Below are 22,150 nucleotides of genomic sequence, written 5' to 3' on the forward strand. Positions count from 1 at the left end.
TTGTCGACGGCAGCGACTCATCTGCCCTCACTCCTGGCTGTTGGCCTGGTTGAGCAGGGCGAGTCGCTGTTCGGCGGTTTTGCCGCGGCCGATCCAGCGGCGCAGGCGTCGGGTGTGGCGGGGGTGTTCGGCCAGGGCGGGCACGGGCTTGCGGGTGGTGTGGCCGCAGACGACGCAGGTGGCGCGGCCGTCGGGGTGGATGTTCCAGGCCCAGGTGGCCGGGCGGCGTCCGGCGGCGTGGCACGGCGGGCAGGGCACTCGGGTTCCGCGCAGGTCACTGTGGACGGTGTCCATCGTCTCTCCTCCAGGCGATTTCGAGGGGACGGTTTAGAGACGTCCGGCGTAAGTGCTCGTGCCGATGGCCGGTAGTCAGTTCCTCGGGATGCGGACCCGGCCGGACATCGACGTGGCGCGGGCGTTTACGTGCGCCCCGTCGTGGGCGGTGATGCGGATGTCGCCGGAGACGGTGCGGGCGGTGACCTCGGCGTCACACGAGGCGAACACGTCCACGCGGCCCGACGTCGAGGTGAGCTGGGCGCAGGAGCCGGTGAGCCGCCCGGCGTCGATGTCGCCGGAGACGGTGCGGGCCCGGATGTCGTTGGCCTCGCCGATCGTCACGTCGCCCGACGTGGTCTCGACGTCGACCCGGTCGGCAGTGTCGACCGAGACCTCACCGGAGATGGTGCGGGCCCCCAGCCGGTCGGTGGAGAAGACGTAGAGGTCACCCGAGGTCGACTCGAAGTCCGCCGTGGGCAGGTACTCGTTGGCCGCGACGTTCGCGGACACGGTGGTCGCCTTCAGCCGGGAGCCGTGCGGCAGCCGGGCGGTGACCTTCACCCCGCCGCCTCCGACACCGCGCGCGGTGGTGTTTCCGCTGCCGCTCAACACGGTCGGTTCGGGATGCGGCATCCGCAGGTCCAACACCGGTCCGCGGCTGACGTGCAGGGTACGGCTGATCAGGTCGGCCGCGATCTCGTCACCGGCAACGAGCGGCTCCAACAGGACCTCTGCCCGCTCACGGTCCTCCAGCAGGATCTCGACCTGCCCGGCAGCCATGTCCAGCTCGAACGTCATCTCGCCGGACTCGGTGTGGATGATGCGCTTGTTCACAACCCCAGAAGCCGTCATCACGCGGCCTCCCCGTCGATCGTCGGGAACGAGGGACGGGGCTGCTTCGTCGTCGGCAGGGACCGGAGAACTCGCCGCTCGGTGCGCCGGTTGCGGCGCTTCTCGGCGTTGTCCGTCGTCGTGGTGGGCGACGACTGCCGCAGGGCGGTCTCGTCCAGCTCGGCGTAGGCCTCGCCGATCAGGATGTTGATCGCGGTTTCGTTCAGGCCGTCCGGCGCGTTGTACGGCTCGATCGGGGTCTCGTCCAGCCACCTGGCGATCGAGCGTGGGACCGATCCGTGCTTCATGATGCTCCTAACTTTGCAGGTCTGTCGGTTTGAGGGTTTGCCTGCAAACTGGCGATGTTGAGCACGTTAGCTTGATCGCGGACCGGGCGCAAGGGGTTTGCCTACAAACCTTCAAACCGGCGTAGTATGCGGCGCATGGAACCTCAACCAACCGCCGTCGCAGCGCCGATGCAGCTGCGTATCGCGGACGACATCCGCATGCAGATCGAACGTGGTGAGCTGGCACCGGGCGATCCGTTGCCGACGCTGCACGAGCTAGCCGACAGGTGGGGGTGCTCGCTCAGCTCCGCGCGGTCGGCGATTTCCCTGCTCAAGCAGCAGGGGTTGATCACCGGGGGTCGAGGGAAGGCGCCCGTCGTGCGCACTCAGCCGAGGCAGGTGGTTCGCTCCTCAGATCGGCACCAGGCCGAGAAGGACCTGGTGCTGGCGTCGGAGGACGAGCGGAGGCAGAACGGTGTTGCCGAGAACGACCTCGGCGTCCCGCTCGACGATCTGAACTTCAAGACGACGCACGACGTCATCAAGGCCGATGCCGACCTCGCGGAAGGCTTCAACATCGAGCAGGGAGCCGACGTACTTCGCCGCGTGTTCGAGCACGCTGACCCGAAGTCGGGCCACCGCGAGTCGTGGAGCGTCTCGTACATCCCGTACGACCTGGTCAACGCAAAGCCGGAGGTCTTCGAGTCGAACAAGCCCCATCCGGGCGGTACTCAACACCAGCTCTACGAAGCCGCGGGGATCGAGCTTGCCCGCATCGACGACGTAGTCACGGCGGCCATGCCGACTACGGCTGCGGCGCAGCTGTGGGGTATGGATCCCGGCATTCCCATGATCCACGTCCGTCGGATCTCCATCGACACGCAGGGGCGGACCGTGGAAATCTCCGACGCCGACTTCCCAGCTGACCGGACCAAGCTGCACTTCTCGACGCCGCTGACCTTGTGGTGACACCCCTCCCCGAACTGCGCAGGAACGGAGACCTCATGCCCCGGATTTCGATCGTCACGGCAGCGTACGGGCCCACCGCGGCTTACTTGGGCGACACGATCGAGAGCGTCAAGGCTCAGACGCTCCCAACCGGTTGGGAGCTCGAATGGGTAGTGCAGGAAGACGGAACGGAGCCGTCCTTGGCCGCGCAGTTCGACGGGCTCGACTTCGCCCGCTACGAAGCCAACGAAGCGCAGCTGGGCCTCGCGATGACTCGCAACCTCGCATTGTCGAGGGTGACCGGCGACCTGGTGCAGGTCCTCGACCACGATGACGTCCTGCTGCCGGGCGCATTCGCGACGTTGATCCCGCGGTTCGATGCCCCCTCGATCCACTGGGCGATCGGGCAGGCTGACGACCTGATGCCGGACGGCAGCCGAGCATCGTTCTCGTCGATGCTCGACTACGGCGTCGTTCCGGCTGGTCGTGTCAACGAATGGGCTGCCGACAACGGCGGGAACTGGCCGATCCACTGTGCTGGGCTGATGATCCGCACGGCCACGCTCCGCGCTCTCGGCGGGTGGGCCGCTTCCCCCGCGGATGACGATCTGGCGATGTTCGCTGCCTTGTCCGAGGTGGTCGATGGCTACAACGACCCTGCCCTGACCTGGCTTTACCGGCAGCACCCGAACCAGACTCACAAGAAGCGGTCGTGGAAGTCGTGGAGCACCGCCGGCCGAAGGATCGCCCTCCAGCGTGCGGCCGCCGTCCGCGCTGCCGGGATCTTCGCGACGGGCTCAAACGCGCCCGCCGTGGATGGAACCGCGGTTGAGATGCCGGAGGTCGGACAGCTCATCCCGAAGGAGAGCTACCCGGGCCGCTGAGTCCGTGTCGCAAACGGCCGCCATGGTGCACACCCGCACCGTGGCGGCCGTTCTGTTTGGGCAGGTTCAGGCGTTCGTCTCGTCGACGATGACGGGCTCGGGCTGACCGTTGGTGCGCAGCGTGGCGGCGACCTGGTTCAGTCGGTTGGCGAGCTTTTTCCGTTCCTCCTCGCTGTACCGCCCGCCACCGATCTCGAACGCCGCATTGTCAAGCTCCCACTGCACCGCGCGAAGAAGTACCGCGAGCGAGCGCGCCTGGCTGGTCATGGCCGGACTCCTCAATCGAGACAATCGCGCCAATCGCGCGAAGCAAGCCGTACGGCGCGAACGAGTCTGCCGGGAGGAAGACAAACGCGTCAACTGCGACAGTCGACTGCGTGACGCGGAATCGCCTGGTCACGTCGGGTGAGTTGGCGCGGGAGCTCGGAATCAGCCCGCGCACCGTGGCTCGCTACGTCCGCGACGGCCTGCTCAAACCGACGGAGACGACGCTCGGCGGGCACTACCGCTGGGACGTCGAGCAGGTGCGCGAACAGATCCGCGAGCTGCGGGCCAAACCGGATGAGTGACTGACCCCGCGCTCGACTTCAATCCGGCGTTGCCTCGTGCCCCGGTCGTGGGAGGCCGTGCTCGTCGATGCTTCGCTCCCGCTCCTTCATCTCCGCTTCGAAGACGTGCCGCCGGCCCTGTAGCAGCAGCTCGCGCGCCCGGTGCTCGTGGTCGCGGAAGGAAGCCCAGTAGCCGTCGTCGAATTCTTCGATGACCTGGAACGTCCACCGCCCTGAGATGACGTTGCGGCCAACGAGGTCGCGCTCGATCGAGTCGGCCAGCTCGTCGTGGCCGCACTCCTTCAGCGCGGCCACAGCCTCACAGAGCGCCGCCGCACCGGACCCGATCAGCTGGTGGAACTCGTAGAGGTGGCCCCGTGCGCGCTCGACGGTTTCCAACGCCTCGGTGAGCTTGCCGACAGCCGCCACTGTGGAGTCGCCGACGCCGTCGGGGCGTTGGTGTTCCGGCCTCGGCCGGTCCATGGCGGGTCGCTCTGCTCTGGTCGGTTCAAGGTGACGCAGGTCATGGGCGTCCATGTAGGCATTGTGGGCTCGTTCGACGCGATCCGGCCCGTTGGGGTGCCTGCACACTAGCGTGGCTGAGCGGGCCACTGAGGTGCGGCAATGGGCCGAATTTTGCGCCCTGAGATCGCCGTAGAAGCTCTCGGAAGTCGAGGCCGGTGTCAGAGGCCCTGCCGCGAGACGACCCTCCTGCGCCTCGGGTGGCGATCGATCGAACAAGAGTTCTAAGCTCGTGCTGCTGGCGTCGTAGGGGAAGTCCACAGCCAGCCAAGCGGGCCGCATCGTCACACCCGAAGCGATGCGGCCCGCGCTCCTACAGTCCGTCGTCGCCCCAGTCGCGGTCTCAGTTTTGGTCTCATTCGCGTTCGTTCGCGAGCGTTCGGCAGCGTTCGCGAGAGGGAGAACCAGCCGATTCGAACAGTGCGAACTAGACCAAAGGGAAGATCGCAGATCTTGAAAGCGAGCGTCCCGAGAGGGACCGCGGGTTCGAATCCCGCCGCTTCCGCTGCGATCCCTCTGACCTGCGCTAACGCGGGTCGGAGGTGGCCGGAGGGCGCCGTCGAGGCGGCGCGGGTGCTGCGGGTGCACGCGCCTGGTGGCGCGTCGGCAGCAGGTCGGCGGGCGGGGCTGCCGCATCCGCCGACGGCTGCCCGAAATCGTCGAGACTCAATTCGGCGCTGGTGTGGACGAATTCCCGACCGCCTGGTGAACGAGTGTGTCCGCGCTGGAAATGCGGCGTTGGCGTCCGGGTTCGCCCGATCTGGCAGTGCTGTTGCCCGCGGTTTCCAGGGAGCGGGTGAGAAGACGCGCACGGCCGTCACCGGCCGACCGCAGGATGAATGAGAATTTCCTACTCGAACGAGCTAAATAATCCACTCGAAGGGGTGGACAACTGTGCGCGGCTCCTCGGGTGTGCGGTGCTCATTGATCTGTTTCCCCTGATCAGGAGGGGTTCTTCGCGGTTCGGGCGGTGCCCGGTCAGTCCTGGAGGTGTTGGTACGCGGGGTTAGCGTCGCCACCGCTTGACTGATCAGGGCGCGCAGCGCACGCGTCCCGGCGGGAGTCGCCGGGCGCTGCGTGCCGCAGGTGTGCTGACGGGCCGGGAGCCGACCATGAGACCTCGCACGACCGACGCCCCGAGGATGCGGCGGGCAGCCGCGGCGCTCGCCCTCCTCCTGGGGCTCACCGGTTGCTCGGGCGGGGTGGTGCCGGAACCGCAGGTGGTGCAGGCGGAAGCGCGGGCCGACCTGTCCGAGCAGCCGGAGGCGACCACGTTCGCCGATCTCGCCGACGCGCCGCAGGATCCCGACCCCCGGGGCCGGACCGACGGCGTCGTGCTGCACGTCAAGCGCGAACTGGCGGTGCGCGACGCGCCGGGCGGCTCGGCGTTCGCGAAACTGCCCGCCACGCAGCTCGACAACCCGACGTGGGTGCCGGTCGTGGCGGAACGCGGGCAGTGGGCGCGGGTCCTGCTGCCCTCCCGGCCCAACGGCACGTCCGGGTGGGTGTGGACCGGGGACCCGGACCTGGTGGAGAAGGCGCGCTCGCCGTACCTCGTCGACGTCGACGTGAACGCGCGCCGCCTGGAGGTGTTCCAGGACGGGCGTTCGGTCGGCGAGTGGGTCGTCGGGGTCGGCAAGGCGAAGTCCCCGACACCGCGCGGCCGGACGTTCATCATGGCCGCCATCGAGGAGACCGTCACCCACTTCAGCCCGATCATCCTGCCGCTGGGCACCCACTCCGAGACGTTCAACAGCTACGGCGGCGGCCCCGGCACGGTAGCGCTGCACGGCTGGCCCGACCCCGCGGTGTTCGGGCGTGCCGACAGCGACGGCTGCGTGCGGGTACCTGCCGACGCGCTGCACCTGCTGTCCACCCTGCCGCTCGGCACGCTCGTCGTGCTGCGGTGAGCGTCGCGGTCGCAGATCCCCCTCCGGCAGCCGAAGCCGGAACAACGAGGAGAAGGAAGGGCGAATATGCGCAAGACAGCGTGCATCGCCGGTGTGCTGGCCGCGAGTGCGGGGCTGCTCGCCACCAGCGCGCCTGCGTTCGCCGACAGCGCCGACAACAACGGTGCGAACGTCGGTGACGGCAACAACCTCAGCGTGCTGCCGATCCAGGCGTGCAACACCAACCTCGCCATCCTCGGCGCGGTGGTGCCGATCCTGTCGCCGCAGAGCGGTGACTGCGTCAACGCGCCCGTCGTCGACCACCCGAGCACCGGGAATTCCGACGGGCCCGGTCGTTCCGAGCAGCCGGGCACGCCGCACCACCCGGGCACCCCGCACCACCCCGGGACGCCGCACCACCCGGGCACCCCGCACCACCCCGGGACGCCGGACGGCCCGAACATGCCGGGCAACTCCGGTGCCGGCCGGAGCGAGGTGCAGCAGCGGCAGCACGACCCGTTGCGGACCGCCCCGGCGCCGACTCTGGTGCGCGGCCACCACGCGGTCACCGGCTGACCGACGCCGCTCAGCCGGACGGTTGGTCAGCGCCACTCGAACGGGCGGCATCGCCCTGTTCGGCTGGCCAACTCGTCCGAGCTGTGGATAAGTTCCGGGACTGCGTAGATCATCGCTACGCACTCCACGTGATCTCCCTCCGGGTGGTCACACCCCTGCGGTGGTGTCCGGCGAAGTACTCCCCCTCTCTTCGCCGGGCACCACCGTCTTCGTCAGTCCACTTCGGACTTCCGCGGCGGTGCTACAGCGGGAAGGAACGCGCCGCGGCGAGGAATGCGTCGTTCTCCTCCGGCAGCCCGATGGTCACCCGGGCGCCGTCCCCGGCGAAGGCCCGCACCACGACCTTGTTCCCCAGGCAGTGCTCGTTGAACTCGTCGGTGCGCTCGCCCAGCGGGAGCCACACGAAGTTCGCCTGGGTTTCGGGAACGTCGTAGCCGATGCCCACCAGCTCGCGGTGCACCCGCTCGCGCTCCGAGGCCACGTTCGCGCACCGCTTCCGCAGCTCGTCCGGAGCGTCGAGGGACGCGATGGCGGCGGTCTGCGCGACCGCGTTGACGCTGAACGGGATGCAGACCTTGCGCAGCGCCTCGGCGACCCGCTGCGGCCCCACCGCGTAACCGACGCGCAGCCCGGCCAGCCCGTACGCCTTGGAGAAGGTGCGCAGCGCCACCACGTTGTCCCGCTCGGCCGCGATGTCCACACCGTTCGGGGCGTCCGGGTCGGTGACGAACTCGAAGTACGCCTCGTCGAGCGCCACCAGCACGTCGGAGGGCACCCGGTCCAGGAACGACTCCACCTCGGCGCGCCGCAGCAGCGTGCCGGTGGGGTTGTTCGGGGTGCAGACGAACACCAGCCGCGTCTTCGGCGTGATGGCGGCGAGCAGCGCATCGAGGTCCAGGGCGTGCCCGGCGGTCAGCGGCACCCGGACGGCCTGGGCGCCCGCCACCTGCGTGACGATCGGGTACGCCTCGAAGGACCGCCACGGGAAGACGACCTCGTCGTCCGGGGTGCACATGGCCTGCACGAGCTGCTGGCACAGCGCCACCGAACCGCAGCCGACCGCGATCCGCGCGGACGGCACGTCGAGACGTTCGGCGAGTTCCCCGGTGAGCCGGCCGACGCCCATGTCCGGGTAGCGGTGCACCTCGGCCGCGGCGCGGTTGATCGCCTCGACCACGCTCGGCAGCGGACCCTCGGACACCTCGTTGCTGGCCAACTTGATCGAGCCGGGAATCGTGCGTCCAGCGACGTAGGGGGGCAGCTGGTCCAGGTCCGCACGGGTGCGCACGCTCATCCGCGTCTCCTTCGCTGTTGTCACCTACTCGGGACGGTAGCCCCCCACCGGCCGATCCCGAAGCACGGGCTGCGCGCATCGGCCGAAGGCACTGGCTCGAACCGGTGAGCGTACGAGAAGTTCACTCCTCCGACCGGTTGATTTCGTTGACGGGTGTTCAGCAACCCGTGATTACCTGCACGTCATGACCCCAACCCGGACCGAGACGCTCGCGCTCACCGACGGCACCCAGCTGCGACTCACCGTCGCCGAACCGGACCACGTCATCCGCGGCGGATTGGTCGTCCTGCACGAGGCCCGAGGTGTCACGGACCGGGTGCGCCGCCTGGCCGCGATGCTGGCCGAGGACGGTTGGCTGACCGTCGTGCCGCACCTCTACCACCGCGACGGCACGGACGAGTTCCACGACCACCATCCCGACGAGCACGTGGACCACCAGGTCCGGCGGTTGTCCGGGGAGGCGATCCTGGCCGACAGCGACGCGTCGTTCGTGTGGCTGACCGACCGGGACGTGCCCGCGGACCGGCAGGGCGTGATCGGTTTCGACATCGGCGGCACGGCCGCCCTGGTGGTGGCGGCCAGCCGCAGCATCGGCGCCGCGGTGAGCGTGGGCGGCCGCGGCATCCTCGAACCGCTGTCCGCGTCGCTGCCGCCGCTGGTGGAGATCGCGCACGAGTTGGCCTGCCCGTGGCTGGGCCTCTACGGCGACGACGACGAGATCGAGCCGGGCGAGGTGGACAAGCTCCGCGAGGTCGCCGACGGCGCCGAGGTGGTGACCGACGTCGTGCGGTTCCCCGGCGGCGAGCACCGCTTCGACCGGGACCCCGACCTCGCCGAGGAAGCGCGGCGCCGCGCGTGCAACTGGTTCGACCTGCACCTGCGGTAGGTCTGGCTGAACGGGGTGGTCGTGGGCTAGGAAAAAGCCATGACATCGAGCACCGTCCCCGAGCTGCTCTGGCAGCCCACCCCGGAGGGCGTGGCGGCCAGCCGGATGGCCGCCTTCCGCGACTGGCTGCGCGCCGAGCGCGACCTCGACCTGCCCGACTACCGGTCGCTGTGGGAGTGGTCGGTGTCGGACCTGAGCGGGTTCTGGAGCGCGATAGCGGAGTTCTTCGCCGTCCGCTTCCACGACCGGCCCCGGGCCGTGCTGGCCGAGGAGGTCATGCCCGGTGCGGAGTGGTTCCCGGGCGCGACGCTCAACTACGCCGAGCAGGCGCTGTGCGGCGGGGACGGCAAGTCGGACGACGACCTCGCGGTCGTGTTCGCCCGGGAGGACGGGCGCGGCGAGGAGATCACCTACGGCGAGTTGCGCGCCCGGGTCGCCGCGGCGCGGGCGGGGCTGGCCGAGCTGGGCGTCGGGCGGGGTGACCGCGTGGCGGCGCTGGCGCCGAACAGCCCGGAGACGTTGGTGGCGTTCCTCGCCGTGGCGAGCCTCGGCGCGATCTGGTCGTCGTGCTCCCCGGACTTCGGTGCGCGGGCGGTCGCCGACCGGTTCGTGCAGATCGAGCCGACGGTGCTGATCGCGGTGGACGGCTACCCGTACGGCGGGCGGGAGTTCGACGTCCGCTCCACAGTGGACCAGCTGCGCGAGGCGATGCCGGGGCTGGCGGGCACGGTGTTGATCGACTACCTCGGCAACGGAGCCGAGCTGCCCGGCTGCACCGGCTGGGCGGAGATGCTGGAGCGCCACCGGGGCGCGGAGCCGGAGTTCGAGCCGGTGCCGTTCGACCACCCGCTGTGGGTGCTCTACTCGTCGGGCACGACCGGTCTGCCGAAGGGCATCGTGCACGGGCACGGCGGCATGGTCCTGGAGCACCTCAAGGCCATCGGGCTGCACTGCGACCTCGGGCCCGGGGACCGGTTCTTCTGGTTCACCACGACCGGCTGGATGATGTGGAACTTCCTGGTCGGCGGCCTGCTGACCGGTACAACGCTGGTGCTGTTCGACGGCAACCCGGGATACCCGTCGCTCGACGCGCTCTGGGAGCTGGCCGCGCGGCACCGGGTGAACTACTTCGGCACCTCCGCCCCGTTCATCCAGAGCTGCCTCAAGCACGACCTGCGCCCTGAGGACGAGCACGACCTGTCCGCGCTGCGCGCGGTCGGGTCGACCGGCGCGCCGCTGACCACCGACGGCTTCCGCTGGGTCGCCGACGCGGTCGGCGCCGACGTGCAGATCGCCAGCGTGTCCGGCGGCACCGACGTGTGCACGGCGTTCGTCGGCGCGGCGCCGGACGTGCCGGTGTGGCTGGGCGAGATCTCCTGCCCGATGCTCGGCGCCGCGGTCGCCGCCTACGACGAGAAGGGTGCGGAGCTCCACGGCGAGGTGGGGGAGCTGGTGCTGACCAAGCCGATGCCGACGATGCCGGTGTTCTTCTGGAACGACCCGGACGGCTCGCGGCTGCGCGACGCCTACTTCGACACGTACCCGGGCGTCTGGCGGCACGGCGACTGGGTCAGGCTCACCGACCGGGGCACGCTGGTGATCTACGGCCGCAGCGACTCGACGCTCAACCGCGGCGGCGTCCGGATGGGCACCGCCGAGTTCTACCGGGTCGTGGAGGGCTTCGAGGAGGTCGCCGACTCCCTCGTGATCGACACCTCGGGCGCCGGGGAGACCGATGGCGAGCTGCTGTGCTTCCTCGTCCTGGCCGAGGGCGCCACGCTGGACGACGTCCAGCCGAAGCTCACGGCCGCGCTGCGCCGCGAGCTGTCCCCGCGCCACGTGCCGAACCGGTTCCTGGTCGTCGACGAGGTCCCGCGCACCCTCAACGGCAAGAAGCTGGAGGTCCCGGTGAAGAAGATCCTCGCGGGTGCCCCGCCGGAGCGCGCGGTCAGCCGCGACGCCCTCCAGAACCCGGCCGCACTGGAACCGTTCGTGCAGTTCAGATCGGGTTCGCAAGCCTGACCCGGCACCGCGGTCGGGTGGCCCGGCCGCTCGCCCGCGACCCGAAGGGGACCCCCCTGCGACGGGCGTTCGCAGGGTTGTGTAGTCTTCTCTCCGGTGGCCGCGAGAAGGACTACCGGGAGGCTTCGCCTAGTCTGGTCTATGGCGCCGCACTGCTAATGCGGTTGGGGGTCACGCCCCCTCCCGGGTTCAAATCCCGGAGCCTCCGCAGTGGTTCCACCCTGTTAGGGTGGGGCCCGACAAGAGAACAAGCGCCCGTAGCTCAACGGATAGAGCATCTGACTACGGATCAGAAGGTTTGGGGTTCGAATCCCTACGGGCGCGCGTCTGGTCGAGACAGTCGCAGCCCCCAGGTCCACGACCTGGGGGCTGCGGTTTTGTCGGTCCTGTGGTGTCGACTTCCGCCCGGCGTCGGGGCGGGTGTTCCGGCGCACCGGACCGTCGTCTTCCGGTGGTGCGGCCGGTCACCGCCCGGCCTGTGCGGGGAGGTGACCGGCCGGAGCGGGTTCAGAAGTCGAAGACGGGGCCGGTGCGGGCCTGCAGGAGGCAGCGGTTGTTGGCGCTGACGGACTGCTTGATCGGACGGCCCTGCCAGGTCCCGCGGGCCTGGGCGGTCACCGGGCGGTAGTCCATGGTGCAGAGCCGTTCCGGTCGTCTGCTCGACAACTCCTGGAGGCGGCCGCCGATGGAAGCGAGTTCCCGGCACGCCGCGGTGGCGCGCGGGTGGTCGCCGCCCGCGGGGTCGCAGTGCAGTACCGCCGTGCGGGTGTCGGCGCCCTGGTGGACGGTGAGGGTCAGGTTCGTCGGTGCCGGAGCCGCCGGTGCGGCTCCGGCGATGCCGGGGGAGAGGGCTCCGGCGATGATCGTGATGCCCATGAGTACCGAGCGACCCGTCAACCGATGCGACATTGCTTCCCCTTCGTTCGGTTTTTTTCGTGGTTGGTGATTTCTCGCGTCCGCGAGCGGCGCGGAAAATCGACTCCGGCGTGCCGGAGGCATTCGCCGGAACTCGGCGGCCGAGGTGTGATCGACGCCGTCGTCAACATCGCCGGCACCTCGACACTGTTGGTCTGCCCGGCACCGCACGCAAGCGGAGATCAGCGGAATGCGTCGCGGGGCCGTGTCACCGTCTGCCACGCGGAGTGAGGTGATTTCCGGACCGGGCTCGCTGCGGCATTACCCGATCGGGTCGATCCTGTCCGCGGCGGGCTCGTCCGGGGTGACCGGGCGTCGTCGAGCAGGTGGTTCTCCCCGCATCTCCCGGGACGACCGGGCGATTCGCGGTGAAGTCCGGCGGTGGCCGGCTGGTCGCGGTGGCAAGGGACAACGGCTTCCGGCCGATTCGGAAAATGCGGTCGGCGGCCTCCGGTGGAAAACTCCTGTGATGACCGGATTTGCGGATGATCCGGTCGCGGATTCCAATCCGCCGAACCATTGCCCGGGTGCCTGTGCCTGGCTAATATTCGCGGTGCACTGGTGCCCAGGGAGCCGGTTGCCGCGGGATGGGATGCCCATTGAAAGTCCGGGTGCGGGACGAGGTTCCGCACCCGGATTTCACTGTCCGGTGTGTGCCGCCGCAACGGCTGCGGTGGTGTGTCCGGTGGAACCGGAGGTCTGCCGTGCAACAGCAGCAGTGGACGGCCGTCGACGAGTACGTCACCGCGCGCCTGGCGCCCCCCGACCCGGTGCTGGACGGCGCGCTGCGCAACGCCGATCGGGCCGGGCTGCCGCACATCAACGTCTCCCCGGCCCAGGGCCAGTTCCTGCACGTGCTGGCCGCGGCGGCGGGGGCGCGCCACGTCCTGGAGATCGGCACGCTCGCCGGGTACAGCGCGATCTGGCTGGGACGAGCGCTGCCGCCCGACGGGCGGCTGATCAGCCTGGAAGCCGAGCCGAGGCACGCCGAGGTGGCCCGGGAGAACCTGGCGGCAGCGGGCCTGGCCGACCGGGTCGAGGTGCGGCTCGGGCCCGCGCTGGACACCCTCCCGAACTTGCGGACGGATCCGGCCGCGCCGTTCGACCTGGTCTTCATCGACGCCGACAAGCCGAACATCCCGGAGTACTTCCGGTGGGCGCTGGTGCTGTCCCGGCCGGGGGCGCTGGTCGTCGTGGACAACGTCGTGCGCAAGGGCGCGCTCGCGGACGAAACCAGCACCGATCCGGCGGTCCAGGGTGTGCGCCGACTGCACGACATGCTGGCCGACGAGACGCGTGCGGCGGCCACCACGATCCAGACGGTCGGCGTGAAGGGGTACGACGGGTTCACCCTTGCCGTGGTCCGCGACGCTGGGCAATGATCGTCGGACCGGGCGGCATCGGATTCCAGGAGGAAGACCGTGGTCAAACGCCTCACCGACCTGTTCCGGCTGGACGGACGCACCGCCGTGGTCGTCGGCGGCGGCAGCGGGCTGGGCCGCTCGGGTGCGGTCGGGCTGGCCGAGTTCGGCGCCGATGTGGTGGTCGCCGACGTCGACACCGCGGGCGCTCGGCAGACCGCCGACTCGATCGGGGCGCTCGGCCACCGCGCGTCCTGGCGCGCGCTGGACGTCCGGGACGCCGACCAGGCGCGGCAGCTGGCCGCGGACTGCGCCGATGCCGAGATCCTCGTCGTCACTCCGGGCATCAACGTGCGGAAGCGGTTGCTGGACACGGCGGACGAGGAGTTCGACCGGGTCGTCGAGGTCAACCTGAAGGGCACCTACCGGCTGATGCGCGAGTTCGGTGCGGCCATGGCCGAACGCGGCCGGGGCAGCATCGTCGCGTTCGCCAGCTTCCGCGCCCAGGTGGTCGAGCCGGGACAGGGCGTGTACGCCGCGACCAAGGCCGGTGTGGTGCAGCTGGCCCGCGCGCTGGCCGCTGAGCTGGGACCGCGCGGCGTGCGGGTGAACGCGGTCGCTCCCGGGCCCTTCGAGACCCCGCTGACCGAGCAGATCAAGGCCGATCCGGAGTGGTACGGCGCGTATGCGGACAAGACGGCGCTGCGCCGGTGGGCGGATTCCGACGAGATCGCGGGAACCGTGGTCTACCTGGCGTCGGACGCCGCGTCCTACGTCACCGGCACGGTGCAGCTGGTGGAGGGCGGCTGGACCGCGATCGACGGCCGGTTCGAGCCCTCCGTCTGACCCCCGGACGCGACGAGGCCCCGCCGTCGGACGGCGGGGCCTCGTCGTTGGAACGGGTCGGGTCAGCCCAGGTTCCCGAAGTTCTGAACCGGGTTGTGGTTGTGGCTGCCGATCTCGCCCTTGAAGTTGCAGCTGATGATCTGGCAGACGTTGGCGGCTCCGAGCCAGCCGTGCGGGTGGTGCTTCTGGGCCTGCTGGCCATGGGCGGAAGCCAGGCCCGCCCCGGAGAGGGCCAGCGGCAGGGCCAGAGCGCTCACGACGACCGCACGAGACAGCGAACGCATGTGTGCCTTCCTTCCTGATTCGGGTAACACTCCCGGATCCGACTGACCCGGAATGGGTTGCAGCACCTTCCTACCGGGCGATCACCGCGTTCGCCGTCCTGGAAAGGATCTATCACCTCAAGGTGTGTTCGACGGATATTCGGTGGGTCCGGTGTCGTCGCCGGGGTGGCGGTTTCCGCGGCTGGTTCTCGGTTATTCCGAGCTGAATTCGCTCGAATTGAGGAACGGATCAATCCGATGTGGACTTCGGCGGTTCGACATCCACCGCCGTGCCACCGGTGATCCGCACCAGCTCCGCGAACGACGTCGGGAACATCGCGTGCTTGGCGCCCGCGCCCGCCCACACCGTCCGGTGCTCGGCGAGCATCCGGTCCACGACCGTCCGCAGTGGACTCGGGTGTCCGACCGGGCCGACGCCGCCGACCGGCTGCCCGGTCGCCGCCAGCACGAACTCCGGTGTGGCGCGGCGGATCCGGCGCATTCCCAGCAGCCGGGCGAGGTGCCGGGTGTCCACCCGGTGGGCGCCGCTGGCGATGACGAGCAGCGGCTCGTCGTCAGCGGTGAAGATCAGGCTGTTGGCGATGGCGCCGAGCGGGCAGCCCAGCCGCTCCGCCGCGGTCGCCGCGGTCGGCAGTTCGGCCTCGAACTCGACGACCTGACCGGGCACCCGCAGTCGGCGCAGGCAGTCCGTGAAACTCTCGGTTGCGCTGTTCATGACCGGGGAGAATCCCGGCGCGGATGCGGGTCGGTCAACGGGTTTCCGGCAGTGGCTTGTGAGTCGTGACACGCCCGGTAACACGGTCGGGGGCGCACTCGAAATCCCGGGTGCGGCCCGTCGTGGCCGTTGTCGTGACTGACACCGAGAACGGGTCCGGTCCTGGCGACCGTCCGCAGTTGCAGGGTCATCCGCCAAATCGAACACCTGGCACCGCCGTGTCCCGGCGCGGTGCGTGCTGCCCTGCCCGCCCCGACCATCCGAGGGATCGCCCATGCCCTTCCGGCTGCTGGTGCTCGCCGTCGGCACCTTCGTCATCAACACCGGGTCGTACCTGGTGGCCGGTGTCCTCCCCGCCATCGCCGCGCACGTCGGCGTGCCGGTGACCACCGCCGGTCAGCTGATCACCGTGCACGCGTTGACCTACGCGGTCAGCGCACCCGTTCTGTCCACTGTGGTCGGACGGTGGGAGCGGCGCCGGTTGCTGTGGCTGTCGCTGGGCCTGTTCGTCGTCGGCAACATCGCCACCGCGATGGCCCCGGACTTCGGCACGCTGACCGCGGCGCGGGTGCTCGGTGCGCTCGGGGCGAGCCTGTTCACCCCGACGGCCGTCGTGATCGCCGCCGACCTGGTGCCGCTCCAGCGGCGCGGGCGGGCCGTGTCGTTGGTGCTCAGCGGGCTGACCCTGGCGACCGTGGTGGGCGTGCCGATCGGCGTGCTGCTGGAGGGATCGATCGGCTACCAGGGGCTGTTCTGGCTGGTCGCGCTCCTCGGGCTGCTGGCGTCGAGCGCGCTGCTGGCGCTGCCGCGGGTTCCCGCGCCGCCGGTGACGGGGCTGCGCGCCAGGATGTCCGTGCTCCGCGACCGCGCGGTGGTGCAGGTGCTGGTGGTGTCGCTGCTCGGCTCCCTCGCGGACTTCGCGGCCTACACCTACGCCTCCCCGATGCTGTCGGCGCTGACCGGTGCGGGCGCCGGGACGCTCGGCGTGCTGCTGTTCGTCTACGGCGTCGCCGGGGCCATGGGCAACGCCGTGGTCGGGCGGGTCACCGACCGGTTCGGCTCCGGGGTCGGGATCGCCGCGTCGCTCGGCGTGCTCGCCGTCGGGCTCGCGGCGTTGCCGCTGGCCGGTGGTTCGCCGGTCGCCGTCGCGGTGCTGCTGGTCCTGTGGGGGTTGGGCGGCTGGGGGATCATGCCCGCCGTCCAGCACCGGTTGATCTCGCTGGCTCCGGCCGGGGCGGGTGTGGTGATCGCGTTCAACTCCTCGGCCCTGTACCTGGGCATGGGCTTCGGCGGTCTCACCGGTGGTGTCGTCGCCGCCGAGTGGGGCTGGGCCGCCCTCGGCCCGGTGTCGGCAGCGGTCGCGGTCGCCGCCCTGGTCCTGTTCGGCCGGATGACCCGCACCGGCGATGCCGACACCGCCGAACCGGCGGCGACCGCCCCGCCCGGGACGACCACCGAACCGGCCGCCACCGCCGTGCCGGAGGTCGTCCGGGAGGCGTGACCGGACGGCCGGCGGGCCGCCCGGTCATCCCGGGTCAGGACACCAGCAGCGGAAGGCGTCGGACGCCGGTCATGTTGGGGCTCGGGATGAACGCCGGTGCTTCGTCCGGATCGGTCCGCAGCTTCGGGAAGCGGTCGAGCAGCAGGTTCAACGCCACCCGGCCCTCCAGGCGCGCCAGCGGTGCACCCAGGCAGAAGTGGATGCCGCGGCCGAAGGCGAGGTGCGGGTTCGGGTCGCGGGTGACGTCGAAGACGTCGGGCTCGCGGAACTCCCGCGGATCGCGGTTGGCCGCCGCGATCCACATGAACAGCAGCTGGTCGGCGGGGATCCGCTCGCCGCCCAGCTCCACCTCCTGGTTGGTGACCCGGCCGAGCGCGGCGAACGGGCTGAAGTAGCGCAACGACTCCTCGATCGCCGACGGGACCAGCGACTGGTCGGCGCGGACCGCGGCGAACTGCTCGGGATGGGCGTCCAGGCACAGCACGGTGTTGCCCAGCAGCATCGTCGTGGTGATGTGGCCGGCGATCAGCAGCAGGTTGGCGAAGTTGACGATCTGCGCGTCGGTGAGCCGCTCACCGTCCACTTCGGCCTCGACGAGCTTGGTGAGCAGGTCCTCGCGCGGCCGCTTCTTGCGCTCGGCCGCGTGCTCGGCCAGGTAGTCGGTCAGGTGCCCGACCTGTTCCATCGCGCGCTCGATGTCGCGGTCCTGCTCCGCGGAGCGGTTCACGAGCGAGAACTGCTGGGTGCGCTCGAAGAGCGCGTCCACCCACTGCTTGAACAGGTGCCGGTCGTCGCTGGGCACGCCCAGGAGCTCGGCGATCACGATGACCGGCAGCGGGTAGGCCAGGTCGGCGACCAGCTCGGCGCGGCCCCGGTCGGCGATGGCGTCGAGCAGTTCCCCGGTCAGCGCGGCGATGCGCGGTTCCAGGTCGGCGACGACCTTGCGGGAGAACGCGTGGCTGACCAGCTTGCGCAGCTTCTGGTGCTCGGGCGGGTCGAGCCGGGTCAGCGTGCCCTCGCTGAGCTGGGCGGCCTCCGGGAAGAGCCGCGTGGTGTCGGAGGAGAAGGTGGCCGGATCGCTCAGGACCCGCTGGATCTCGGGATGTCCGTAGACGTTCCACATCCCGGTCTTCGGGTCGTATTCCACGGCTTGCCGTGGCCGGATCCCGCGCAGCCAGAACTGCGCTTGGTGGATCCCCCAGGTGTCGGCCGACGTCGTCATGCCATACCCCTCGTGGTGACGTGGAGTCCGGGGTCAGCCGGGCTCGGACGGATCGTGTTCGTAGATCCACTTGCGGTAGGAGTCGGTCAGGCCCTCCAGCAGCGCCGCCACCTCGGCGGCGGCGGTGGCCAGCGCGGCCCGGTCCGGGCGTGACTCCGGTTCGAAGGACGTCCGGACGGCGTGCTCCAGGGCGTTGGCCTTGGCCTCCTCGTCCAGGTCGGCCGACTCCGGGTTGAGGTTGTCGACCAGGTAGAACCCGGTGACCACCGCGCCCAGCGCGTACCGCAGGTCCGGCACGTCCGTGCGCAGCAGTCCGTACTGGTCCAGCAGGGCGAAGTACTGGTCCCCGGCCAGCAGCTCCTGGCCGCGCAGGGATCCCCGCTTGAGGTTGCCGAGCAGTTCGGTGTCGCCGGTGATCAGCGCGTGCATCAGCGGTCGGCGGATGGCCGCCAGGAACGACCGGCGCAGGAACCGGTGCGGCAGGACCTCCTCCGGGGCCCGGCGCAACGCCGCGACGAGTTCGTCGATGAGGTCGACGGACTCGCGCAGGATCAGCGCCTCGAACAACGCCTCCTTGGTCCGCCAGTGCAGGTAGACGGTGCCCTTGCCGACGCCCGCCTGCTTCGCGACGTCCTCGACGGTCACCTTCCGGTAGCCGTGTCGGAGCATCAGCGCACCCGCCGCGTCCAAGATCCGGTCGCCGCGGTCGGTGGGCCTGGGCATTCGGACGTCTCCTTGACTACGTGACTGGATTTGAAATTTGGTCATGCGGTCATGCAAAAGGTAGCGCTGCCCGTGGCGGAGGGCAATGGGGTGCGCGCTTCACACGGAAGGGGTTTCGCTGCGGTCGCCGAGCGCCTCCGCCGGGCGGCGAGCGCCGAGCAGGGCTACGTTCTGCCCGGAAAGCCCGGATCAGGTTGGGGAGCATCGCCGCCCGGCCGAGGCTGGTGCGCAGGACTGGGCGAGGGCCGTCCTGCGCGGCAGTGGTCGAGAGCGGCTCATGGAGGGGTCGCCCGCGACGCGCGGAGCGGCCCCTCTTCTCGTGTTCCGGCGATCACGCGTCCGGCAGTTCGACGGTGGCGGTGCCGTCCGCCAGCGCGACGACGCGACCGCCGCGCTCGCCGAGCTCGCGGAGGCGGGGCAGTGCGGCGGCGTCCACCGCGATCGTCTCGGTCGTGCGCGCGCCGGTCGCGAGGCCCTCCAGGGCGGCGCGGGCGTCGTGCCCGGTGTCCACAGTGGACTTCAATGAGCCGGTGGAGGCCAGTGAACCGCGGGCCGCGCCGAGGCGGCCGAGGGCGTCGTCGACGGCGTCGAGCAGCGCGGCCCGATTGCCCTCGGTCATGGCGCGCACCAGCGCCGGATCGCTGCCCGCCACCCGGGTCCCGTCCCGGAACGAGCCGGCCGCCAGCGACAGCGCCAGCGGGCCGCCGTCGGAGCCCACCGCCGCCAGCACCGCGGCGAAGACGTGCGGCAGGTGCGAGACGCGGGCGACCGCGTCGTCGTGCGCGGCGGCCGAGGTCGGGACCACGTGGGCCCCGCAGTCCAGCGCCAGCGTCGCGGCCTCCAGCCAGGCGTCCGGGGTGGTGCCCTCCTCGATCGCCACCGCCCACGCGGCGCCCTCGAACAGCCCGGCGGAACCGGCGCCCCACCCGGACTCGGCGGACCCGGCCATCGGGTGCCCGCCCGCGTAGCGGGCCCCGGGCAGCAGGCTGCGGACCTCGGCGTCCACCGGGTCCTTCACGCTCACCACGTCGGTCAGCCACGCCTGCGGGGCGTGCCAGGCCACCTGGCGCAGCACCGCGCGGACGGCGGTCAGCGGCGTCGCGACCACCACCAGGGCGTCCTGCTCGGCCGCCCGGCGCAGCGCCTCCTCGGTGGAGGTCGGCACGTCGAAGCCCGCCGCCCGAGCCGCCGAGGCGTCCTCCTCCGACGCGGTCGCGCCCCACGCGGGGCGCCCGGCGTTCGCGGCGGCGCGCAGCACGGAGCCGCCGATCAGTCCCAGTCCGATCACGCACACGGCACGCATTGGCCCATCCTGCCCGACACCGGGACGTGGCACCCCACCCGGTCGAGCGGGAATCGCTGCTCGGAAGGTTACGAGCGCGCAATAGTGCTTTCGGGTGGCGTTCACACGCTCTACGGTGTCCTCATGACGGTGCAGGAGCCGGTCTCGGGCTTCGCCGTGGCCGTCGTCCGGGAGGACGGCCGGTGGCGGTGCAGCGCGATGGACAGATCGGTGCTGGCGGGCCTCGATTCCGCCATCACGGCGTTGCGCGGGCTCCGCTCCACCGGCGCGGTCTTCGGCATGTGCAATGTGGACGACGAGTTCTTCGTGCTGGTCCGGCCGGTGCCCGGTGGGGTCGACCTGCTGCTGTCGGACGCCGCCGCGGCGCTGGACTACGACATCGCCGCCGACGTGCTGGACCTGCTGCGCATCGACCCGCCGGACGAGGACGACGACGAGGTCTGGCCGGAAGGCAACCTGGCCATCCTCTCCGACATCGGGCTGCCCGAGGGCGAGCTGCTGGTGATCATCGAGGAGGTCGACCTCTACCCGGACGAGCAGCTGGAGATGATCGCCCAGCGCTGCGGGTTCGGCGACCAGTTCGCGGGCCTGTTGGAGAAACTGGACCAGTGATGACGACCGGTATCCGCGCCGGTGACGCCGAGCTGGTGCGGACCGCGCTGGAGACCGCGCGCGGCGCACCGTCCACTGGGGATGTTCCGATCGGCGCGGTCGTCGCCGACCCGGCCGGGCGGGTGCTCGCCCGGGCGCACAACCGGCGGGAAGCCCTGCACGACCCCACCGCGCACGCGGAGATCCTCGCGTTGCGCGAGGCCGCCGCCGTGCACGGCGACGGCTGGCGGCTTGAGGGCTGCACCCTCGCCGTCACCGTGGAGCCCTGCACCATGTGCGCCGGAGCCCTGGTGCTCGCCAGAGTGGCCAGAGTGGTGTTCGGGGTGTGGGAGCCCCGCACCGGGGCCGTCGGGTCGGTGTGGGACGTGGTGCGCGACCGGCGGCTCAACCACCGGCCGGAGGTGGTCGGCGGGGTGTTGGCCGACGAGTGCGCGGCCGTGCTGGAGGAGTTCTTCCTCACCCACCGGGAGTGATCCGGCTCATGGGGTCGGCTCCGGGTTGCTGGGTACCCGGGAGGCGGACAACCCCAACGAACGGAGACAGCGATGGGTGTGTTCGACAAGGCCAAGCAGCAGGCCCAGCAGTGGACCGGCAAGGCCAAGGAAGCCGCCGGTCGCGCCACCGGCAACGAGGACCTGGAGAACGCGGGCAAACGCGACCAGGTGGAGGGCCAGGCGAAGGAGGCCGGCCAGGACATCAAGGACCGGGCAGCCGGGACCGTCGACGACCTGAAGGACAAGTTCCACCGCGACGAGGAATGAATGTCCGTTCCACCGGTTCGGGTGGCCTGTCCGGACCGCGAACCCCGTTCCCGGCTGTGACGATGGGTCCGCCCCGCGCTGCGCGGGGCGGACCCATCGCCTTGCAGGGGGTGACGTGGACCCGACGGACGCCGTGCTGGCGGTGCGCATCGCGGAGGGAGACGTCGACGCCTTCGAACGGCTGGTGCGCCGCTACTCCGACGGGGTCTTCGGCATGGCGCTGCGGATGCTCGGTGACCGGGCCGAAGCCGAGGACGTCGTCCAGGACGTGTTCATCACCGCGTGGCGGCGGTCGGGCGAGCTCGCCGAACCGGCGGCGCTGCGGACCTGGCTGTTCCAGGTCGCCAGGCGGTACTGCCTGATCGTCCTGCGCAGGCGCCGCACCCGCCGCACCGATCCGATGGGTGCGCTGCCCGAGCACCGCCCGGCCGTGGGTGCCGCCGCCGTGCCCGACCCGCAGCGCAACGCCGAGGCGGGAGCCGGGGTGGTGGCGCTCGGCCGGGCGCTGGCCCACCTGCCCACCCGCCAGCGCGACGTGTGGCTGCTCGCCGAGGTCGACGGGCTGTCCTGCATCGAGATCGGTCACCGCGTCGGAGCTGGTGAACAGGCGGTCCGCGGTCGGCTGTCCCGGGCCCGGGCGACGCTGGCCTACCGGATGCGGGCCTGGCGCTGACCCCCTCGGCCGACCCGCCGGAAGCGTCCGATACCCTTGCGGGCGGTAGCGTGTCCGAGCGGCCTAAGGAGCGCGCCTCGAAAGCGCGTGAGGTTAACAGCCTCCGTGGGTTCGAATCCCACCGCTACCGCCGATGAGGACCGGTCCCGCCGAGTGCGGGGCCGGTCCTCTTTTCGCGTCGTCCCCGTACCGCTGCGTCGGCTCCGGTGCGCCGGGTCCGAGCGGGGCGGAGCGAACGCTGCGCGGTCGGCGGCGCTCGGGGCCGGCTCTG

General features: G+C 70.7%; 26 protein-coding genes and 4 tRNA genes. 18 read left to right on the plus strand and 12 right to left on the minus strand.

The window, feature by feature from the left end:
- Positions 1–27 precede the first annotated feature (27 nt).
- The 3 genes from NV263_RS00815 to NV263_RS00825 all read right to left on the minus strand — a co-directional run bounded on the left by NV263_RS00815 (position 28) and on the right by NV263_RS00825 (position 1,415).
- On the minus strand, positions 28–294 hold the full coding sequence (locus NV263_RS00815; RefSeq protein WP_263249221.1) for a hypothetical protein: 267 nt from the start codon (positions 292–294) through the stop codon (positions 28–30).
- 75 nt (positions 295–369) lie between these two features.
- Entirely contained in the window at positions 370–1,128 is a 759-nt protein-coding gene (locus NV263_RS00820; RefSeq protein WP_263250426.1) for a DUF4097 domain-containing protein, read from the minus strand.
- Entirely contained in the window at positions 1,128–1,415 is a 288-nt protein-coding gene (locus NV263_RS00825; RefSeq protein WP_263250427.1) for a hypothetical protein, read from the minus strand. The genes NV263_RS00820 and NV263_RS00825 overlap by 1 nt, the downstream gene beginning before the upstream one ends.
- 135 nt (positions 1,416–1,550) lie before the next feature.
- Here NV263_RS00825 and NV263_RS00830 point away from each other — a divergent pair, with 135 nt between their 5' ends.
- Both NV263_RS00830 and NV263_RS00835 read left to right on the plus strand, forming a co-directional pair.
- Entirely contained in the window at positions 1,551–2,363 is an 813-nt protein-coding gene (locus NV263_RS00830) for a GntR family transcriptional regulator (protein WP_263250428.1), read from the plus strand.
- Positions 2,364–2,398: 35 nt separating this feature from the next.
- Entirely contained in the window at positions 2,399–3,226 is an 828-nt protein-coding gene (locus NV263_RS00835; RefSeq protein ID WP_263250429.1) for a glycosyltransferase family 2 protein, read from the plus strand.
- A 66-nt stretch (positions 3,227–3,292) separates the two neighbouring features.
- On the opposite strand, the gene NV263_RS00840 is transcribed toward NV263_RS00835, so the two are convergent.
- Positions 3,293–3,493, minus strand: a complete 201-nt coding sequence (locus NV263_RS00840) for a hypothetical protein (protein WP_263250430.1) — start codon at positions 3,491–3,493, stop codon at positions 3,293–3,295.
- Positions 3,494–3,603: 110 nt separating this feature from the next.
- Between NV263_RS00840 and NV263_RS00845 the strand changes: the two genes are divergently transcribed.
- The gene (locus tag NV263_RS00845) at positions 3,604–3,795 is read left to right on the plus strand and encodes a MerR family DNA-binding transcriptional regulator (RefSeq protein ID WP_263250431.1); all 192 of its coding nucleotides are present in this window, start codon (positions 3,604–3,606) and stop codon (positions 3,793–3,795) included.
- 18 nt (positions 3,796–3,813) lie between these two features.
- Here the strand turns inward: NV263_RS00845 and NV263_RS00850 are convergent, their stop codons facing one another.
- Positions 3,814–4,311: a hypothetical protein gene (locus tag NV263_RS00850; protein ID WP_317630385.1), complete on the minus strand. Its 498-nt coding sequence runs from the start codon at positions 4,309–4,311 to the stop codon at positions 3,814–3,816.
- Positions 4,312–4,734: 423 nt separating this feature from the next.
- On the opposite strand from NV263_RS00850, the gene NV263_RS00855 reads away from it, so the two are divergent.
- The 3 genes from NV263_RS00855 (at position 4,735) to NV263_RS00865 (ending at position 6,761) form a co-directional block, all read left to right on the plus strand.
- Positions 4,735–4,801, plus strand: a tRNA-OTHER gene (locus NV263_RS00855).
- Between the two features lie 607 nt (positions 4,802–5,408).
- Positions 5,409–6,206 carry a L,D-transpeptidase gene (locus NV263_RS00860; RefSeq protein ID WP_263250432.1) on the plus strand — a complete coding sequence of 266 codons (798 nt, stop codon included), beginning with the start codon at positions 5,409–5,411 and terminating at the stop codon, positions 6,204–6,206.
- A 66-nt stretch (positions 6,207–6,272) separates the two neighbouring features.
- Positions 6,273–6,761, plus strand: coding sequence for a hypothetical protein (locus NV263_RS00865; RefSeq protein WP_263250433.1), 489 nt, complete (start codon positions 6,273–6,275; stop codon positions 6,759–6,761).
- A 241-nt stretch (positions 6,762–7,002) separates the two neighbouring features.
- Here NV263_RS00865 and hisC read toward each other — a convergent pair whose 3' ends face one another.
- Positions 7,003–8,055 carry a histidinol-phosphate transaminase gene (hisC, locus tag NV263_RS00870; protein WP_263250434.1) on the minus strand — a complete coding sequence of 351 codons (1,053 nt, stop codon included), beginning with the start codon at positions 8,053–8,055 and terminating at the stop codon, positions 7,003–7,005.
- A 184-nt stretch (positions 8,056–8,239) separates the two neighbouring features.
- Here hisC and NV263_RS00875 point away from each other — a divergent pair, with 184 nt between their 5' ends.
- The 4 genes from NV263_RS00875 (at position 8,240) to NV263_RS00890 (ending at position 11,287) form a co-directional block, all read left to right on the plus strand.
- On the plus strand, positions 8,240–8,941 hold the full coding sequence (locus NV263_RS00875) for a dienelactone hydrolase family protein (protein ID WP_263250435.1): 702 nt from the start codon (positions 8,240–8,242) through the stop codon (positions 8,939–8,941).
- A gap of 39 nt (positions 8,942–8,980) precedes the next feature.
- On the plus strand, positions 8,981–10,963 hold the full coding sequence (locus NV263_RS00880) for an acetoacetate--CoA ligase (RefSeq protein WP_263250436.1): 1,983 nt from the start codon (positions 8,981–8,983) through the stop codon (positions 10,961–10,963).
- Between the two features lie 118 nt (positions 10,964–11,081).
- Positions 11,082–11,171: transfer RNA gene (locus NV263_RS00885), tRNA-Ser, on the plus strand.
- Positions 11,172–11,214: 43 nt separating this feature from the next.
- Positions 11,215–11,287: transfer RNA gene (locus NV263_RS00890), tRNA-Arg, on the plus strand.
- Between the two features lie 183 nt (positions 11,288–11,470).
- On the opposite strand, the gene NV263_RS00895 is transcribed toward NV263_RS00890, so the two are convergent.
- Complete coding sequence (locus tag NV263_RS00895) at positions 11,471–11,839, minus strand: SSI family serine proteinase inhibitor (protein WP_263250437.1); 369 nt, start codon at positions 11,837–11,839, stop codon at positions 11,471–11,473.
- A gap of 743 nt (positions 11,840–12,582) precedes the next feature.
- Here NV263_RS00895 and NV263_RS00900 point away from each other — a divergent pair.
- Both NV263_RS00900 and NV263_RS00905 read left to right on the plus strand, forming a co-directional pair.
- Positions 12,583–13,260, plus strand: coding sequence for an O-methyltransferase (locus NV263_RS00900; protein ID WP_263250438.1), 678 nt, complete (start codon positions 12,583–12,585; stop codon positions 13,258–13,260).
- A gap of 39 nt (positions 13,261–13,299) precedes the next feature.
- The gene (locus NV263_RS00905; RefSeq protein WP_263250439.1) at positions 13,300–14,085 is read left to right on the plus strand and encodes an SDR family NAD(P)-dependent oxidoreductase; all 786 of its coding nucleotides are present in this window, start codon (positions 13,300–13,302) and stop codon (positions 14,083–14,085) included.
- 62 nt (positions 14,086–14,147) lie between these two features.
- Here NV263_RS00905 and NV263_RS00910 read toward each other — a convergent pair whose 3' ends face one another.
- On the minus strand, positions 14,148–14,342 hold the full coding sequence (locus NV263_RS00910) for a hypothetical protein (RefSeq protein ID WP_263250440.1): 195 nt from the start codon (positions 14,340–14,342) through the stop codon (positions 14,148–14,150).
- 256 nt (positions 14,343–14,598) lie between these two features.
- The gene (locus tag NV263_RS00915; protein ID WP_263250441.1) at positions 14,599–15,084 is read right to left on the minus strand and encodes a YbaK/EbsC family protein; all 486 of its coding nucleotides are present in this window, start codon (positions 15,082–15,084) and stop codon (positions 14,599–14,601) included.
- A 274-nt stretch (positions 15,085–15,358) separates the two neighbouring features.
- Here NV263_RS00915 and NV263_RS00920 point away from each other — a divergent pair, with 274 nt between their 5' ends.
- Positions 15,359–16,585, plus strand: coding sequence for an MFS transporter (locus tag NV263_RS00920; protein ID WP_263250442.1), 1,227 nt, complete (start codon positions 15,359–15,361; stop codon positions 16,583–16,585).
- A gap of 34 nt (positions 16,586–16,619) precedes the next feature.
- On the opposite strand, the gene NV263_RS00925 is transcribed toward NV263_RS00920, so the two are convergent.
- From NV263_RS00925 to NV263_RS00935, 3 genes are all read right to left on the minus strand, one after another.
- Positions 16,620–17,807 carry a cytochrome P450 gene (locus tag NV263_RS00925; protein WP_263250443.1) on the minus strand — a complete coding sequence of 396 codons (1,188 nt, stop codon included), beginning with the start codon at positions 17,805–17,807 and terminating at the stop codon, positions 16,620–16,622.
- Positions 17,808–17,840: 33 nt separating this feature from the next.
- Positions 17,841–18,530 (minus strand): TetR/AcrR family transcriptional regulator, encoded by a 690-nt coding sequence (locus NV263_RS00930; protein ID WP_263250444.1) that lies wholly within the window; start codon positions 18,528–18,530, stop codon positions 17,841–17,843.
- A gap of 331 nt (positions 18,531–18,861) precedes the next feature.
- Positions 18,862–19,833, minus strand: coding sequence for a prephenate dehydrogenase (locus tag NV263_RS00935; protein ID WP_263250445.1), 972 nt, complete (start codon positions 19,831–19,833; stop codon positions 18,862–18,864).
- Positions 19,834–19,956: 123 nt separating this feature from the next.
- Between NV263_RS00935 and NV263_RS00940 the strand changes: the two genes are divergently transcribed.
- From NV263_RS00940 to NV263_RS00960, 5 genes are all read left to right on the plus strand, one after another.
- Positions 19,957–20,445 (plus strand): tRNA adenosine deaminase-associated protein, encoded by a 489-nt coding sequence (locus NV263_RS00940; RefSeq protein ID WP_263250446.1) that lies wholly within the window; start codon positions 19,957–19,959, stop codon positions 20,443–20,445.
- Complete coding sequence (locus tag NV263_RS00945) at positions 20,445–20,918, plus strand: nucleoside deaminase (protein WP_263254463.1); 474 nt, start codon at positions 20,445–20,447, stop codon at positions 20,916–20,918. The genes NV263_RS00940 and NV263_RS00945 overlap by 1 nt, the downstream gene beginning before the upstream one ends.
- Positions 20,919–20,990: 72 nt before the next feature.
- Positions 20,991–21,206, plus strand: a complete 216-nt coding sequence (locus tag NV263_RS00950; RefSeq protein WP_263250447.1) for a CsbD family protein — start codon at positions 20,991–20,993, stop codon at positions 21,204–21,206.
- Positions 21,207–21,321: 115 nt separating this feature from the next.
- Positions 21,322–21,879, plus strand: coding sequence for an RNA polymerase sigma factor (locus tag NV263_RS00955; RefSeq protein ID WP_263250448.1), 558 nt, complete (start codon positions 21,322–21,324; stop codon positions 21,877–21,879).
- A gap of 44 nt (positions 21,880–21,923) precedes the next feature.
- A tRNA-Ser gene (locus NV263_RS00960) sits at positions 21,924–22,009 on the plus strand.
- The last annotated feature ends 141 nt before the right edge of the window (positions 22,010–22,150 follow it).

This window comes from Saccharopolyspora rosea (assembly GCF_025643595.1).
In the GTDB taxonomy this organism is placed as follows: Bacteria; Actinomycetota; Actinomycetes; order Mycobacteriales; family Pseudonocardiaceae; genus Saccharopolyspora; species Saccharopolyspora rosea.

Excerpts from the sequence above, each read along its gene's own strand:
- NV263_RS00875 (WP_263250435.1), top strand. The coding sequence starts at position 8,240 with ATGACCCCAACCCGGACCGAGACGCTCGCGCTCACCGACGGCACCCAG.
- NV263_RS00850 (WP_317630385.1), bottom strand. The coding sequence starts at position 4,311 with ATGGACGCCCATGACCTGCGTCACCTTGAACCGACCAGAGCAGAGCGA.
- NV263_RS00820 (WP_263250426.1), bottom strand. The coding sequence starts at position 1,128 with ATGACGGCTTCTGGGGTTGTGAACAAGCGCATCATCCACACCGAGTCC.
- NV263_RS00950 (WP_263250447.1), top strand. The coding sequence starts at position 20,991 with ATGGGTGTGTTCGACAAGGCCAAGCAGCAGGCCCAGCAGTGGACCGGC.
- NV263_RS00930 (WP_263250444.1), bottom strand. The coding sequence starts at position 18,530 with ATGCCCAGGCCCACCGACCGCGGCGACCGGATCTTGGACGCGGCGGGT.
- NV263_RS00920 (WP_263250442.1), top strand. The coding sequence starts at position 15,359 with ATGCCCTTCCGGCTGCTGGTGCTCGCCGTCGGCACCTTCGTCATCAAC.
- NV263_RS00940 (WP_263250446.1), top strand. The coding sequence starts at position 19,957 with ATGACGGTGCAGGAGCCGGTCTCGGGCTTCGCCGTGGCCGTCGTCCGG.
- NV263_RS00915 (WP_263250441.1), bottom strand. The coding sequence starts at position 15,084 with ATGAACAGCGCAACCGAGAGTTTCACGGACTGCCTGCGCCGACTGCGG.
- NV263_RS00945 (WP_263254463.1), top strand. The coding sequence starts at position 20,445 with ATGACGACCGGTATCCGCGCCGGTGACGCCGAGCTGGTGCGGACCGCG.
- NV263_RS00840 (WP_263250430.1), bottom strand. The coding sequence starts at position 3,493 with ATGACCAGCCAGGCGCGCTCGCTCGCGGTACTTCTTCGCGCGGTGCAG.
- NV263_RS00880 (WP_263250436.1), top strand. The coding sequence starts at position 8,981 with ATGACATCGAGCACCGTCCCCGAGCTGCTCTGGCAGCCCACCCCGGAG.
- NV263_RS00860 (WP_263250432.1), top strand. The coding sequence starts at position 5,409 with ATGAGACCTCGCACGACCGACGCCCCGAGGATGCGGCGGGCAGCCGCG.
- NV263_RS00830 (WP_263250428.1), top strand. The coding sequence starts at position 1,551 with ATGGAACCTCAACCAACCGCCGTCGCAGCGCCGATGCAGCTGCGTATC.
- NV263_RS00935 (WP_263250445.1), bottom strand. The coding sequence starts at position 19,833 with ATGCGTGCCGTGTGCGTGATCGGACTGGGACTGATCGGCGGCTCCGTG.
- NV263_RS00925 (WP_263250443.1), bottom strand. The coding sequence starts at position 17,807 with ATGACGACGTCGGCCGACACCTGGGGGATCCACCAAGCGCAGTTCTGG.
- NV263_RS00825 (WP_263250427.1), bottom strand. The coding sequence starts at position 1,415 with ATGAAGCACGGATCGGTCCCACGCTCGATCGCCAGGTGGCTGGACGAG.
- NV263_RS00865 (WP_263250433.1), top strand. The coding sequence starts at position 6,273 with ATGCGCAAGACAGCGTGCATCGCCGGTGTGCTGGCCGCGAGTGCGGGG.
- NV263_RS00815 (WP_263249221.1), bottom strand. The coding sequence starts at position 294 with ATGGACACCGTCCACAGTGACCTGCGCGGAACCCGAGTGCCCTGCCCG.
- hisC (WP_263250434.1), bottom strand. The coding sequence starts at position 8,055 with ATGAGCGTGCGCACCCGTGCGGACCTGGACCAGCTGCCCCCCTACGTC.
- NV263_RS00835 (WP_263250429.1), top strand. The coding sequence starts at position 2,399 with ATGCCCCGGATTTCGATCGTCACGGCAGCGTACGGGCCCACCGCGGCT.
- NV263_RS00895 (WP_263250437.1), bottom strand. The coding sequence starts at position 11,839 with ATGGGCATCACGATCATCGCCGGAGCCCTCTCCCCCGGCATCGCCGGA.